The organism is Type-C symbiont of Plautia stali (assembly GCF_059730935.1).
The window spans coordinates 1,669,389-1,684,457 of sequence record NZ_AP035923.1 but is presented as its reverse complement, the minus strand read 5'-3'; the positions used below and the strand labels follow the sequence as shown (position 1 = coordinate 1,684,457).

Below are 15,069 nucleotides of genomic sequence, written 5' to 3'. Positions count from 1 at the left end.
ACAGCCTCCTGTCAGCCACTTATGCAAAAAAGACCGGCACGCGATGGCCGGTCCGGGTCGTGAATTACTCCGCTACAGTGCGGCCGCATCCTCAACGGCTTGCACAAAAGCCTGCGGTGCTTCCGCTGGCGGATTGTGTCCGATATTGCCCGTGAAGGTGCGATGCTGGTACCTGGCGCTGAACCTGGTGCGGTACGTCTCCGGTGCCGGGTGCGGCGCCCCGTTATTATCCCCTTCGATGGTGATGGTGGGGACGCGAATTGTCGGTAACGTGGCTAATGTTTTCTCATAAGCGGCATATTTTTGCTCGCCTTTTTCCAGGCCCAGGCGCCAGCGGTAGTTGCTGATAGTGATCGCCACCTGATCCGCATTATCCAGCGCTTTGGCGCTCTGGTTAAAGGTGGCATCGCTGAATTTCCAGCCGGGCGATGCCTGCTGCCAGATCAGTTTCGCAAAGTCGTGTGTATGGGCGGCATACCCCTGCTGACCGCGCTCAGTGGCGAAATAGAACTGATACCACCACTGCTGTTCGGCCTGTGGCGGCAGCGGTTTTTTACCCAGCTGCTGGCTACTGATCAGATAGCCGCTGACCGACACCAGCGATTTTACCCGTTCTGGCCATAGCGCCGCGACGATGTCCGCGGTGCGTGCGCCCCAGTCAAAGCCGCCCAGCACGGCCTGTTTGATATTGAGCGCATCCATCAGCGCCACGACGTCCGCTGCCATTGCCGAAGGCTGACCGTTACGCGGCGTTTTATCCGACAGGAAGCGCGTGCTGCCGAAGCCGCGCAGATACGGCACGATCACCCGATACCCTTTTGCCGCCAGCGCCGGTGCCACCTGAGCATAGCTCTGGATATCGTACGGCCAGCCGTGCAGCAGGATCACCGCCTGACCATCACGCGGACCGATGTCCACATAGCCTGTGTTCAGTACGCCCGCATTGATCTGCTGAACGTGGCTGAAGTCAGCGGCGTAATCGTGTGAGGCCGGGGTGGCGGCAAACGCGGTGCCTGCCGCCGTGAGAACCAGCGTTGCCAACAGAGTCTGACGTAACAGTGTTTTCATAATTTATCTCCGGGTAATCAGTGCGGTGCAATCTGTACGGGCACGTTAAAGGTGATGGTTTTGCTGTCGATTGGTTTATGCGTAGGATCGGCAAGAATGATGGTGACCTTGTGCGGCCCGACAGGCAGACCGACCAGAATCACCGGCTCACCGCTGGTGTCCGCCCAGTGCCACGGGTTGTCATCCACGATGACGTGAATGTGGCCGATGCGCGGCGTGATTTTCAGCGCTTCCTGGCCAAACACGGGCTCGATGCGCAGATTTTCTGCCCGGTACTGGATAAACACCGCGCCCTTGCGCAGCGGTCCGGCCAGCGGCGCATCCACAATTAATCGCGCAGGCGGCTGGGGATGATCCAGTGGCGCCACGGCCGCCGGGCCGAGCACGTCAGCAGCGCTCAGTCGCTCCGCCCAGGCGCAGGTCGCAGAGGCGCCCATCAGTAACGTTGAAATAAACAGTCGGGTTAACATCGTGGTATCTCCATGCATTCGGTTGATGCGTACAGAAGACCACGGCGATGTATAGCGGATATGTACAGACTGGCGGGTTATGCAACGGCGTGTGTGCTGTGTGGCGGGAGATACAGTGTGATACAAATTGATGTTTACCCCGCCCGGGGGAAAATCAAAGCAGGATTTTCACAGCCCCGGGGCGGGGAAATTAATGAGATAAGCGGCCCTTCGTCGTGGAAATAATTCGTCCGCCTTAATCACGCAGGCGGCGAAATGATATGGCGCGCAAAGCGGCACGCGCGAGAGCTTCGCTCGAATCAATTAACGTCATTTCCTGCCAGATCGCGCTGTGTTTTAGCAAACTCAACTCTGTGCAAGCCAGAATAATGTGCGTAGCACCCTGTTGCTTCCAGCTATTTACGGCGTCCGCTAACTGCCGCATTGAGAGTTCAGACACGCTTTTTGTGGCTTTTATCTCGTTAATGCAGCGTGTCACTAGCTGTTGGGTGGATGCAGCGACATTAACGATCTCGGCGTGCTGTTGCGTAAGCGCATCCTGATACAGCCTGCTCTGGTACAACATTTGCGAACCGAGCACAACGACCCGCTTGCCCTGAGGCGCAATATGCTCAAGTGTGGCATCAATAATATTAATAACCGGAATAGCTACGTCCTTGCTCCAGCGCGACCAAAGGAGGTGAGCGGTATTACAAGGCACAACGGCAACCGTAGCACCTGCAGCAGCGAGTTCTGTAATAGTTGCGTGAATCCAGGGAGAAGGATCACGTTCACCCAGTTGCAAATGACGCCCGCGGCTGGGAATTTTACTATTATTATCAATAATAAGTCTCGGATATTGCCACTCTTTATCTGCCTGAACCAGGCCATACAGCTGCTGGCAAAAATCCAGTGTTGCCCAGGGGGCTACGCCCACGACGCCTAAAACACCTTCATCAGCCGGCCAACTAACATCGTCATAGAGAGGTGAAATATTAACCATTTTCTTGCTCAAAGTGATAAAGGCGTAATCGGGTTTCAGGATACTTATTAAGCATATGACCTTCAGGGAACATATTTTCACTCCTGGTTAAGCTGAAACCATACCGCGCAAATATAGCTTCGTATTGCTCAGCAGTTCGATATGTAGCCGAATACTCTGCTTGCAGATTCGCAGAATAGCGGTTGTTGATTTCGAATCTTTCACCGACACCCGTACCATCACGCAATAATATAGTGCTTTCTGGTTTACTGTAAGTACGCAAATTACTTAACAATTTTTCAGCTTGCTCATCATTAAGGTAGATCATCAGGCCAGATATGAAAATGACATCGTACTGCTCTGAGCTACAATAACTCTCGGCAGATGAAAGAATGAAATCGACATTTTCAATATTGCGTTTGCTGGCTTCAAGCTTACCCACTTCAATCATTGCAGCTGAAAACTCTACAGCGGTGATTTTTTTTGCGCCCTCATGCTGAAAGCGAAAAGCCCACTGCCCGACCCCGGCGCCGAGATCAAGTACCGTTTTCCCTGTCAGGTCAGGTAACCAGGCAAAAACTTTTTGCATCTCTGTGCGAATTTTAATATCGAGAAATTTTGGATCGTTTTCCAGATTTGCTAAACTTTCAAACGATAACTTATTGTAATTATCCGGTCGGCGATCCCAAAAATCCTTCACTTTTTTTGCATCTAACATTTCATTAAGCCTGATTTTAGCGATACGTCCAGCGTTCATTATCAGCAGAAAAATCAACATCACTTTTCGCGACATTCATAATGCGGCTATTGCAGAGGAAGTCATAATTAAAGCGTGTAAATTCATTTACCTCTCCGCCAGGAATAGGTAATAAACGTACACCGAGCGGTTTCGTTAACCGCACCGCGAGTGCAGCCGTATCAAGAATAATAGCGGCAATATCTTCAGGCAGTGTCGAACCTGGCACCGGGAGCATATCTAATCCACAACCACAAACAGTTGACCATGCATTAAGCGTATCAATGCTTAATGCACGACGATTATTGGTACTCGCCAGGGCATCATCTTCCAGTACTGAGAACATGACGCCATTGAAACCCGTTGCGCGAGCACCACTGATTGCGACTGCGCTTTTAATCGCATTCGTCAGAATACTGGTTATAAAGAGTGATCCCTGAACGCCACCAGGACGCGCACCAAGATTTTCAACTAACCTGCCGACAGAAATACTGCCATCCGGAAAAGGTGCCAGCGAGGCATCCAGACCGGCATAGTCAAGCCCTGAATCAGACGCCAGCTCATGACCGAATGCATCAATTTCGCGTAAGCGTGCGCAGAGTCGAAGAATAAACTGGTCAGCAAAGTCCGCCAGCAGCATGTTGCCTTCCCGCACCTGCTCACTCAATTCCAAAGCAATATCGGTAGTTTCGAGGGCAAAACTAAACTTCAGTGTCTCACCTTCATGCCGGGAAAACGGAAAAAACGGGGCATTTGGCGGACAACGCAATGAGGCACCGAGGCGGAAATTATCAAAGCCATTATTACTGCGATGTGCTACCTGCAACATGAAACGGGCAACGTCATGGCTGGCTCGAATATTTATACCCTGCTCATCGGCTACCATCAGATTCAGAAACATACGCGGTTGCCTGAAGAGTAAAGCAAACGCGGCATCTAACCGTCCGCGGTAATTATCGCCATGCGTTAAGTCCAGCGGTAAGCAAAACCAGCGAATATCAAGTCTTTCAGCCAACGCATTGATTGAATTTATTCGTGCTGGCAGGGTATAAATCTCATCTTCATCACGATCATTCAATGGTGGCAGGGTTAAACGTAAGGTTCGCAGTGGCCAACGACGAGACTGGAGTTTATCAATCACTAACGTGCGAAAGTGATGTAAACGTGACTCAGAATGCCCGTCGGAAATAGCGGAGTAAGGCAAGCCCAGCGTAATAGCTCGTATCATTAACCGTGATCCTCCTGCATCAGACGCCAGTAATCTGCCAGCGTATTAATTTCATTAAATGCATGCTCCCCCAGGTCGTGAGCGTAGAGTGCTGTCGTTTTCTGACACGGTAACGTTTGGGCGGCATACAAATTACCATACCGCAGGCATTGCTTATGCCACTGACTCAGGAGTGCCATATCACTGACTTTAAACAGACCCATAGCCTCAGGGTGCTCTGCGGCGCGTATCGGTCCCAGATACGTCTCCTCCACGATGCCCCGGCGATTAACGTCACAATGAATGGAGGTCAGCATGCGATTATGCCGCTGGTGAGTCAAAACGAGATTTCCCTCAGCGTGATCCATTTCATGGATAAGCTGAGGAGAAAAAAACATATCTCCCGAGACAACATACGTGGGGCTATTAATCTGATTCAGGGCCAATCCCAGACTCATTGCATTATTAGTCGTTGCCCAGTTGTCATTGATAACGTAATTCAGATCAGGGTAGGACTCCATAATCTGTAACGCACCAAAGCCAATCACTACGGTAATTTTTTTCCCATGAAAGGCATCAATAGCATAGTCGAGAATCGTTTTCCGCGTTTTGGGATGGCGAATTAAAACTTTATTTTTACCATCCAGTTGCAGGCTTCTGCCGGCGGCCAGAATGATGGCATTTTCAACCATGATAGCCTAACTCCTGCAGCGAAAATTGACATACCGGCATGGGTACAACGAAATCATGCTTTACCGTTTTATAAGGGTAGATGTCATTAATTAATGCACGCCTCGCCACTTCCTGCCAGTCAAATTGATGATTTTCGCGCAACGATCTTAATGGCACCGAGGCGTAATCAAATCGTACGACCGGCACTCTTTTTAGTCCCAGACTGAGCGCGACTTCCATACGGTGCTGGCCGTCCAGTACCAGATTATGGTGTAGATCAAGCGCCAGAGGTTTTACCCATACGCCTTCCTGAATAATTTTATTACGCAACCATTCAACGCGACGTGAACTGAATTTTTCAATATGACGCAATTTTTGTGGTTCAAAAAACTCTACATTCATTTTAGTGCCTCAAAATTTTCTAATAATAAATGATAATCCGCAACCGCCTGCCGGTAATCGACTTCTTCGTTGAAAGATCTTGCAAACAAATCCGTAATATCTACAGCACGGCAGGGTAAGCAAGAGCGGTGTACAATCCAGGGTGCCATGTAATATTGCTGAGTGCTTGTCTGTAAAAAAGTCTGCCGCAGGCGTCGATCGTTTTCCACCTGTTCCGGAGAGACACTTAGCAAGCCGACCATTTTCATCCAGCCATCAAATGCGGAGTCGTAATCGGGCACATAGGCAATTTTCTTTATAGCAGGTTCAGCTTTACTGGCTTCGACAATACCGCCAGTAAGGCAAGAGTTGTAATAACCATGGGTGAGCCAAAAACTGTCACTGCCCATTTCAGCTTGCATTAACCGCGGCCATACACGTGGATCCAGCAGAACATCCGTTTCGATAATTGTATAGCCATATTCAGGATGATTAAGCGCGCTGACACCTTTTTCAACGGATAATATGTTGACATCATTTTTATAATTATCATTGTGCGCTAACTTAATATTAGCATCAGCATAATTATCTTTAATCCAGCGTTCTACAACTGATGACTGATGACCGGTAACCAGTACAATTTCACGCTCGCCGCATTTTAACAGCTCAGTCAGCAACGTATCCAGCACGGTGATTTCACCGACCGGCAGCAAGCATTTAGGATAATTCAGGGTCAGATGCCTCATTCTCGTTCCCTGACCAGCAACCAGTAATATTGCGGCGCGTTTAGAAGACATTGTGATGAACTCCAGCGGGCATAAGGGTTTTTTCAATGATTTTTACAATCTCACTGCCTGCGCCCTGCTCTGGCATATGAAGTTCATCACGTAAAACCTGCAGTCGCTTATCACGCATGGGATCCTTGCCTGAAACAAGATTATCAACGAAAGTTTTAATATCTGCGGATTCATTCGCAACGTCATAAGCGTCATAAATAAATTCAGCGCTACTGTTAATACCGAGGCAATTTTCATGAGTCAGGAAAAGGATTGGCTTACGCGAAGGTAAATACTCCAGCAAAAACGATCCTGCATCTGCCATCAGCGCATCTGATTGTGAAAAGGCGTAGCGATAATCAGCAGAAAAATCCCACTCCACATGTGATTTGAGATGAGAGTATTCGCGCAGCATTTGCCAGTTCTGAGCAGTTTCGCTGTGTGTTCCGCGCTCTTTACGAATATCCAGAAATTGTTTAAAAAGCGGATGTGGCCGAATAATCAAATTGACGTCATCACGTTTGATGATATCGAGCATTGCCTGTGTATATAAATTAAACGTAGACCACATCTTTTCATCATCAGGCATGACGAAATGCGGCGCCCATAATAGCGTTGGCTTGACTTTATTAACTTTTTCATCCGCCTGAACGCCAAAGCGTGATGGATAGTTATCTAGCTTTGGATGTCCGCTAACATAGACGTGATGATTGCCATTTCCGCAATATTTAGCAAACTCATCTTTATGCCGCTGAGAGCGAACGAATACCCACCTGGCAACATTTTGACAGGGAAGATTGTACTGATAAACACGGTTTCTCTCGCCATCACCCATATCTAACCCATAAGGAATATAGGCGATAGAAATATTGCGTCGATTAAGCGTCAAACTTTGCAGTTCATAGGGACGTGCATCATCATAAGGATTTTGTAAAAAAACCACATGGGGCTTACGCGCCGTAATCTCATACTCGTGATACTCGGTATACCGGATACCCTTATCATTTAATAAATCACGCTGTGCAGTGTAATCCGGTGCTTTTGCGCCCCGACTGAAATAGGGCGCCAGGATAATCTGGCAATCAAAATGCGGTTTGGCCTGCATAGCGCGATATACCGACTCAAAGTTAGTCCAGCCGGGGGCCCACTGGAAAAAGATATCCACTTTTATCTTTTCTTCGCCAGGTTGATAGGCTGGCCAGACTATTTCTTCTAATTTTTTAGCGAAATGCGCTCGATAATCAACAGGTTGGTTTTCGATATCACTTTTATCAGCGGCCTTATAACCCGCATTGGGAAAGATACCCAACCAGCGGTCACGTTTTATCAAACTATTCCAGCGTACATCTAAAGCCCAGCACTGAGGAACGCCACCCGCCAGTAACCCCTGCAAGCTTTCTGCATAATTATCAATGAGAGTGGAGTAGTAATCACCGTTCACAATGTAAGCGCAAGCGCACCATGCATATTGCGGCTTAATAATAAAATCCACACTTTTTAACGGCACGACGTTATCATAGTGGGCAGCGAGCAGCGCGACATGCCAGTTGATCTGCTGTAAAGAGGAGAGAAATAGATCAATTCGCTGTTTGGTCTGAATATCATCATGGAAAACCATATCGTCTTCCAGAATCAATACATTTTTCCAGCCGTTTTGCTGAGCCATTTGCAGCACGAGAATATGTGATTTAATACAGCCGATATAGCCTGGCGCTTCTTCAATAGCCTCAAAACGGACAATCTTTTCACGTGGTACGCCAATTGCTTTTAATTGACGAGCGATACGTACCCTGCGATCCTTGCGTTTGTTCAGGTTGATGTATACAACCTTATCTATTGTCTGCCAGTTGACTGCCATCATCTCTACACCCATCGCACTAAGAAAGCTCTCATTTTCAGGACGGCGCAATAAAGACAATTCTTAAGGAAATTAAAAAAATTTTTTAGGTTTACTGGCAAGGCGCACAGTTGTCGCATCATGTTCGAATTCACGAAAGCGCTGAGTTAGGTTGCCAGCGGAAAGGCAGCGGTCAGTCCGAAAATAGCCGTGCGGCTTGAGGCGGGGCCGGGTATGGCAGGCATAGGGTGCGATCTTTTTTTGCTGGCGCAATAACCCGATCACAAAACCCTGTGCCTGTCTTTTTGTGGGGATTCCTCAGCCCTGTGGGCCACTGCTCTTCGCGAGCATTTTGCGGTAATTGTTCAGCCATTTGCCGCTGGTTAAACGCCACCAGAAACAGATACCGCGCACCGTCCAGTCGAGGAACATGCCGAGCCAGACGCCAGTCACCCCCATGCCCAGCACTATACCCAGCAGATAACCGGCCACCACGCGCGCGCCCCACATACTGAACATCGATACATACATGGTGTACCGCGCGTCGCGCGCGCCTTTTAGCCCGGCCGGCAGCACCCAGGAAGCGGTCCAGATAGGCATAAAGGCGGCATTCAGCCAGATCAGGTGTTTGGTTACCTCAATCACCTGCGGATCGCGGGTGTAGAATCGCGCCAGCGTGCCCGCCAGCGGCACGGTGATAAACGCCAGCGTACATAGCCCAATCATCGCCAGCCAGAATACGTGCTTGATCTGCCGCTCCGCCTGCATTACCTGATTTTTCCCTAAGCGCCTGCCGGTGATAATGGTCGACGCCGACCCCAGCGCGTTGCCCGGCAGGTTAATCAGCGTGGCGATGGAGAAGGCAATAAAATTACCGGCGATCTCATTGGTGCCCATGCCGGCGACAAAAATCTGCGTCAGCAGTTTGCCGCCGTTAAACAGCACCGATTCGATACTGGCCGGTACGCCAATCCCCAGCACTTCCATCAGGATGTTGCGATCCCAGCGGCGGAAATAGCTGGCCAGCGTGATTTTCAGCGCCGGACTGATGCCGCGATACAGCACGTAAATGGCCGCCGCCGCGCCGATATAGCGTGAAATGGTTAATCCCAGCCCGGCACCGACAAATCCCATCCCTTCCCAGCCAAGCGCACCGTAGATCAGCACGCTACTGATGATGATATTCAGGATATTCATGCCGCCGTTTATCAGCATCGGAATTTTAGTGTTGCCGGCACCGCGCAACGCGCCGCTGCCTATCAGCGCAATCGCCGCCGCCGGATAGCTCCACGCGGAGGTTTGCAGATAGCTGAGCGCCAGTTCTTTGACCTGCGGCTCGGCGTTGCCGGCAATCACATCAACAATCAGATGCCCCCAGAACTCGATGGCGATGACCAGCACAAACGCCAGCACCGTCATCAATCCCAGCGACTGCCGCGTCGCCGCACGCGCACGCTTGCCGTTGCGTTTGGCCAGGCTGAACGCCACCACCACCGTGGTGCCGAGATCGATGGCGGCAAAAAAGGAGATGATCACCATGTTGAAGCTGTCGGCCAGCCCCACGCCCGCCATCGCCTCTTTGCCCAGCCAGCTCACCAGAAAGGTACTGAGAACCCCCATCAGCATCACGCACAGGTTCTCAATAAAGATGGGCACCGCCAGTGGGGTGATTTCACGCCACAACAGCGTGCGATAAGCACGGCGTTTGGGATACCACGCCGTGTTTCTGATCGCCCGCATTACTGCTACGCCAGGATTTTGCAAGGGAGTACCAAATCACTTTGGTTAAGAAGTAGAGTAATAATGATGATAGGCTGCTAACGATTATGCAAAGTGTTTCCCGTCACCATTTAATCATTATTACAAACTTTTTGCTGACTCCCCGCCCGCGCCGACGCTGCCGCCCAGATAGGCGCTGCGCACCTCTTCGTTGTGCAACAGTTCGCTGCCGCTGCCGCTCAGACGAATTTCGCCATTGACCATCACATAACCGCGATCCGCCAGTTGCAGGGCGTGGCGCGCGTTCTGCTCCACCAGAAACAGCGTCATGCCCTGCTGCGTCAGCTCGCGCAGGATGCTGAAAATTTGCTTTACCACCAGCGGGGCCAGCCCGAGGCTGGGTTCATCCAGCAGCAGCAGACGCGGCCGGCTCATCAGCGCGCGGGCGATCGCCAGCATTTGCTGCTCGCCGCCGGAGAGCGTCATTGCCCGCTGTTTCCGCCGCTCCAGCAGGCGTGGAAACAGTGTGTACATGCGTTCTTTATCCTGCTTCATGTAGCGCTCGCCGATGGCGATGGTGCCCATCAGCAGGTTCTCTTCCACCGTCATATCCGGAAAGATGCGCCGTCCTTCCGGCGCCTGAGCAATGCCGCTGGCGGCGATAAAATGGGTCGACCGCTGGCTGATGGCTTCTCCGCGCAGGCGAATTTCACCGCTGGCAATGCGCGGCTGACCAAAAATCGACATCAGCAGCGTGGATTTTCCCGCACCGTTGGCCCCAATCAGCGCGACGGTTTCCCCTTCCGCCACGGTCAGCGACACCTGCTTCAGCGCCTGCACCGGGCCGTAAAACACATCTACCTGTTCAAACGCCAGCATTGCTTCAGCCATGCTCGCTCTCCTCTTCCGCGCCGAGATAAGCGGCGATCACCTTCGCATCGTGTCGAATCTGCTGCGGCGTGCCCTGGGCGATCACGTCACCGTGATCCAGCACCACGATGTGATCGGAAATGCGCATCACCATCGGCATATCGTGTTCAATCAACAGCACGCTGATGCGATGATCGGCGCGCAGCTGATGCAGAATCTGGCTCAGCGCCTCGGTTTCGACCGGATTAAGCCCCGCTGCGGGCTCATCCAGGCAGATCAGCTCCGGCCGGGTGCACATGGCGCGCGCAATCTCCAGCCGGCGCTGCTGGCCGTAAGAGAGCGTACCGGCCAGCCGGTTGGCACTGCTGACCAGATCAACGCGCTCCAGCCAGTAAAAAGCGCGATCGAGCGCGCGACTCTCCGCTGCTCGATAGCCGCGGGTATTGAGGATGCCGGCCAGCAGCTGACGGTTGACCTGCATATGCTGCGCCACCAGCAGGTTCTCCACCACCGACATCTCGCGAAACAGGCGGATGTTCTGAAAGGTACGCGCCAGACCGGCGCGGTTGACCAGATGTGCGCCGCCAAACATCTTGTACCAGATACGCGAGCCCAGCCGCGCCGGCCGCAGCCAGTCACCCGGCTGAATCTTCTGGCCCAGCACCTGGATCACATCGGTGCTGCGCTGATGGGCATTGAGCACGATGCGCCCGCCGCTGGCGCGATAAAATCCCGTCAGGCAGTTAAATACCGTGGTTTTGCCCGCGCCGTTGGGGCCAATCAGCGCGGTGACCGAGCCGCGCTCCACGCGCAGACTGACATCATTCAGCGCTTTGATGCCGCCAAAGCGCATCATCAGGTTATCAACCTGCAGGATGGCATCACTCATGGCGTACTCCTTTTCTCAGCGGCACACCGACGCGTGCGGTGCGCACCAGGCCGCGCGGACGCCAGATCATCATCAGCACCATCAACATGCCAAACAGCAGCACGCGGTACTCGGCAAAGCTGCGCAGCAGCTCGGGCGCCACCGTCAGCACAAACGCGGCCAGCACCACGCCGAGCGTCGAGCCCATCCCGCCCAGCACCACGATGGCCAGAATCAGCGCGGACTCAAAAAAGGTAAACGAGGTGGGATTAACGAACCCCTGATAGCTGGCGAAAAATACCCCGGCAATACCGGCGGTTGAGGCTCCGAGCATAAAGGCCGACAGCTTCACCAGCACGTGATTCAGCCCCATGGCGCGACAGGCGATTTCATCTTCACGCAACGCTTCCCACGCCCGGCCAATCGGCATGCGCGTCAGCCGGTGCTTGATAAACAGCACCAGCAGCACTACCAGCACCAGCACCACGTAAATAAAGATGAACTTCATGTTGGGGTTGTAATCGAGATGCAAAAACTGGTGGTACGGTATGCCGCCCTCTTTTGCCCGGCGGGCGAATTCAAGGCCGAGAAAGGTCGGTGACGGCACCGAGACGCCGTTCGGGCCCCCGGTGAACGACAGCCAGTTATTCAGCACCAGCCGGATAATTTCACCGAAGCCGAGCGTGACGATAGCCAGATAGTCACCGTGCATGCGCAGCACCGGAAAGCCGAGCAGCGCACCGGCCAATGCCGCCAGCAGCGCAGCGATGGGGATCATGCTCCAGAAACCCAGCCCGAGATACTGATAGCCCAGCGCCAGCCCGTAGGCACCAATGGCGTAAAATGCCACGTAGCCCAGATCGAGCAGCCCGGCGAGGCCGACCACGATATTGAGCCCGAGTCCCAGCAGCACGTAGATTAGCCCGAGAATCGCCACCGTCAGCAGATACTTGCTGGAGAGAAACGGAAACGCCAGAGCCACAACCAGCAGCAGCGGTATTATCCAGCGCAGGCGCGAGCGGTAACCGGGTTCACGCACGTATACGCCGTCATCGTTGCCCTCAAACTTGCGCAGAAAACGGCGCCCCACGGCGGTATGCAGAAACAGCCCCAGCAGCAAACGTCCTGCCATCACCACTGCCACCAGCAGCGCCACGCGCAGCGGCGACAGCGTAAAACTGTAGCCGCTGAGCACCACGCCCACTACCGGGCCGAACACCACCAGCGCGACAGCACCGGCCAGCAGCGTGTCGAGCAGCACCTGACGGATGCCGCTGGTTTGCGTCATTGCATTCATTCTGGCTTCCTCACACTTTGGCGACCAGCGGCCGGCCCAGCAGTCCCTGCGGACGGAAGATTAAAATCACCACCAGCAGCGAAAACGAGAACACATCTTTGTAATCAGAGTTCACCAGCCCGGCGAACTGCGCCTCGGCCACGCCCAGTAGCAAACCGCCCAGCATCGCACCGGGCAGCGAACCGATGCCCCCCAGCACCGCCGCGGTGAAGGCTTTGATGCCGATAATGAAGCCGGCGTAGAAATCAAACGTGCCGTAGTTCATGGTAACCAGCACCCCGGCCAGCCCGGCCATCGCCGCGCCGATGACAAACACCAGCGAAATCACCCGGTCGGTATTGATACCGAGAATCGACGCCATGCGCCGATCCTGCTGGACCGCACGGCAGATACGGCCCAGTTTGGTGTACTGGATAATCCAGGTCAGCAGCGCCATCCCGCACAGCGCCGCCACCAGGATAAACACTTTGGTCCAGGTGATTTGCACCACGCCGCCGTCAATCTCCATACGCAGCACACCGCTGAGCAGAGTAGGAATGCCCTGCTGATTCGGTCCCTGACTGAGCTGCACATAGTTTTGCAGAATCAGCGACATACCAATGGCAGAGATCAGCGGTGCCAGCCGGGTGGAATTGCGCAGCGGACGATAGGCAATGCGCTCAATGGCCCAGCCGTAAGCGGCGGTGACCACGATGGTGAACAACAGCGTGCCAAAGATCAGCAGTGGAAAGGAGTGAATGCCAAAGTAGCTGAGCAGCGCCAGCCCGATCGCACACAGATAAGCAGAGATCATGTACACCTCGCCGTGGGCGAAGTTGATCATGCCGATAATGCCGTAAACCATGGTGTAGCCGATGGCGATCAGCCCGTAGACCGCGCCCAGCGTCAGGCCGTTAATCAGCTGCTGTATAAAGAAGGCGTCCATATTGTCTCTCGCAGGTGGAAGGCGTGCACAGGTCACGCTCAGATGCGAACGGCCCCGCTGCGCGCGGGGCCGCAGAGCGAATTACAGCTGGTGATATTTGCCTTTGTCATCCCACTGATAGACCACGTAATCCGAGACTTTCAGGTCGCCTTTTTCGTCCCATGCCTTCTTGCCCATCACGGTGTCAACGCTGTTGGCCTTCAGCCAGTCGCTGGCTTTTTCATTGTCTTTGCCTGCCGCTTTGTAGGCGGCGGCCAGAGCCTGAATGGAGGCGTAGGCGTAGAGCGTATACCCTTCTGGCTCAAAACCGCTGGCGCGGAATTTTTCAATCACCGCTTTGCCATCCGCGATGGTGCGCGGGTCATTGCCGAAGGTCATGTACACGCCTTTAGTGAACTGCGGACCGCCGGCGGCAGTCACCAGTTCTTCCGTCACGATGCAGTCGCCGGAGAAGAAAGCCGCATTGACGCCCTGCTCGCGCATCTGACGCACCAGCGGACCCGCCTCCGGATGGCAGCCACCGAAATAGACCACATCCGGTTTCACCGCGCCGATTTTGGTGACCAGCGCATTAAAGTCTTTTTCACCGCGCGACAGCCCCTCATACAGCACCTCTTTGACGCCGCGTTTCTCCAGCGCCGCTTTGGTGGCATCCGCCAGCCCCTGACCGTAAGTATCTTTATCGTGAATCACCGCCACTTTCTTCGCTTTCAGCGTATCGAGGATATAGTTCGCGGCGATACTTCCCTGCTGGTCATCCCGCCCGCACATGCGGAACAGGGTTTTCATGCCGCGCTCGGTGATTTGTGGATTGGTTGAACCGGGCGTAATCGCCAGTACGCCCGCCTCGTCATACACCTCTGAGGCTGGCATGGTCGAGGATGAGCAGAAATGGCCCACCACCGCCATCACTTTGTCCTGATCCACCAGCCGGTTGGCAACGGCCACCGCCTGCTTGGGTTCGCAGGCGTCATCGCCCTGCACCAGCACGATTTTTTCACCGTTTATGCCGCCCGCCGCGTTAATGTCCGCCGCGGCCTGGCTGGCGCCCTTCCAGTATTGCGTACCGTACGTAGCATTCGGTCCGGTAAACGGACCGGCCACGCCAATCTTTATGTCAGCCTGCGCGTAGAACGCCATGCTTAAACAACCTGCCATCACCACCTTCAATGGGTGTTTTATGAATTTCAAAGACATGCTTTCAATCCTCAACGGGTCAGGAACGGAGCCATACCACGGCCTGGGAGAAATCAATCTGAAACACTTCGAGAGCAGTGTGGTC

General features: G+C 53.3%; 15 protein-coding genes. All 15 read right to left on the bottom strand.

From position 1 onward, the window contains the following. Nucleotides 1-72: 72 nt before the first annotated feature. Nucleotides 73-1,068, bottom strand: coding sequence for an alpha/beta fold hydrolase (locus AC6I7J_RS07660; protein ID WP_215480460.1), 996 nt, complete (start codon nucleotides 1,066-1,068; stop codon nucleotides 73-75). A gap of 17 nt (nucleotides 1,069-1,085) precedes the next feature. Then, nucleotides 1,086-1,538, bottom strand: a complete 453-nt coding sequence (locus AC6I7J_RS07655; protein ID WP_159377232.1) for a DUF6130 family protein — start codon at nucleotides 1,536-1,538, stop codon at nucleotides 1,086-1,088. A 235-nt stretch (nucleotides 1,539-1,773) separates the two neighbouring features. Continuing rightward, nucleotides 1,774-2,520, bottom strand: coding sequence for an aspartate/glutamate racemase family protein (locus tag AC6I7J_RS07650; protein WP_498007071.1), 747 nt, complete (start codon nucleotides 2,518-2,520; stop codon nucleotides 1,774-1,776). Beyond that, nucleotides 2,513-3,217 carry a class I SAM-dependent methyltransferase gene (locus tag AC6I7J_RS07645; protein ID WP_498007070.1) on the bottom strand — a complete coding sequence of 235 codons (705 nt, stop codon included), beginning with the start codon at nucleotides 3,215-3,217 and terminating at the stop codon, nucleotides 2,513-2,515. Before AC6I7J_RS07645 ends, AC6I7J_RS07650 begins: the two co-directional genes overlap by 8 nt. Before the next feature lie 16 nt (nucleotides 3,218-3,233). After that, the gene (locus AC6I7J_RS07640) at nucleotides 3,234-4,463 is read right to left on the bottom strand and encodes a DUF711 family protein (protein WP_072208521.1); all 1,230 of its coding nucleotides are present in this window, start codon (nucleotides 4,461-4,463) and stop codon (nucleotides 3,234-3,236) included. Continuing rightward, nucleotides 4,463-5,134 (bottom strand): NTP transferase domain-containing protein, encoded by a 672-nt coding sequence (locus AC6I7J_RS07635; RefSeq protein WP_498007069.1) that lies wholly within the window; start codon nucleotides 5,132-5,134, stop codon nucleotides 4,463-4,465. Before AC6I7J_RS07635 ends, AC6I7J_RS07640 begins: the two co-directional genes overlap by 1 nt. Further along, nucleotides 5,127-5,516: a ParB N-terminal domain-containing protein gene (locus tag AC6I7J_RS07630; protein WP_058757367.1), complete on the bottom strand. Its 390-nt coding sequence runs from the start codon at nucleotides 5,514-5,516 to the stop codon at nucleotides 5,127-5,129. Before AC6I7J_RS07630 ends, AC6I7J_RS07635 begins: the two co-directional genes overlap by 8 nt. After that, on the bottom strand, nucleotides 5,513-6,292 hold the full coding sequence (locus tag AC6I7J_RS07625) for an NTP transferase domain-containing protein (RefSeq protein ID WP_498007068.1): 780 nt from the start codon (nucleotides 6,290-6,292) through the stop codon (nucleotides 5,513-5,515). The genes AC6I7J_RS07630 and AC6I7J_RS07625 overlap by 4 nt, the downstream gene beginning before the upstream one ends. Next, nucleotides 6,282-8,132 carry a glycosyltransferase family 25 protein gene (locus tag AC6I7J_RS07620; RefSeq protein WP_498007067.1) on the bottom strand — a complete coding sequence of 617 codons (1,851 nt, stop codon included), beginning with the start codon at nucleotides 8,130-8,132 and terminating at the stop codon, nucleotides 6,282-6,284. Before AC6I7J_RS07620 ends, AC6I7J_RS07625 begins: the two co-directional genes overlap by 11 nt. Before the next feature lie 294 nt (nucleotides 8,133-8,426). Beyond that, nucleotides 8,427-9,848, bottom strand: coding sequence for an EmmdR/YeeO family multidrug/toxin efflux MATE transporter (locus AC6I7J_RS07615; protein ID WP_262257691.1), 1,422 nt, complete (start codon nucleotides 9,846-9,848; stop codon nucleotides 8,427-8,429). Nucleotides 9,849-9,968: 120 nt separating this feature from the next. After that, nucleotides 9,969-10,718, bottom strand: coding sequence for an ABC transporter ATP-binding protein (locus AC6I7J_RS07610; RefSeq protein ID WP_058771132.1), 750 nt, complete (start codon nucleotides 10,716-10,718; stop codon nucleotides 9,969-9,971). Then, on the bottom strand, nucleotides 10,711-11,586 hold the full coding sequence (locus AC6I7J_RS07605) for an ABC transporter ATP-binding protein (RefSeq protein WP_021509824.1): 876 nt from the start codon (nucleotides 11,584-11,586) through the stop codon (nucleotides 10,711-10,713). The genes AC6I7J_RS07610 and AC6I7J_RS07605 overlap by 8 nt, the downstream gene beginning before the upstream one ends. Next, nucleotides 11,579-12,862 (bottom strand): high-affinity branched-chain amino acid ABC transporter permease LivM, encoded by a 1,284-nt coding sequence (gene livM / locus AC6I7J_RS07600; protein ID WP_088516815.1) that lies wholly within the window; start codon nucleotides 12,860-12,862, stop codon nucleotides 11,579-11,581. The genes AC6I7J_RS07605 and livM overlap by 8 nt, the downstream gene beginning before the upstream one ends. Nucleotides 12,863-12,872: 10 nt before the next feature. Continuing rightward, nucleotides 12,873-13,787 carry an ABC transporter permease subunit gene (locus AC6I7J_RS07595; protein WP_021509822.1) on the bottom strand — a complete coding sequence of 305 codons (915 nt, stop codon included), beginning with the start codon at nucleotides 13,785-13,787 and terminating at the stop codon, nucleotides 12,873-12,875. 81 nt (nucleotides 13,788-13,868) lie between these two features. Further along, on the bottom strand, nucleotides 13,869-14,927 hold the full coding sequence (locus tag AC6I7J_RS07590; RefSeq protein WP_168926258.1) for a branched-chain amino acid ABC transporter substrate-binding protein: 1,059 nt from the start codon (nucleotides 14,925-14,927) through the stop codon (nucleotides 13,869-13,871). Between the last annotated feature and the right edge of the window lie 142 nt (nucleotides 14,928-15,069).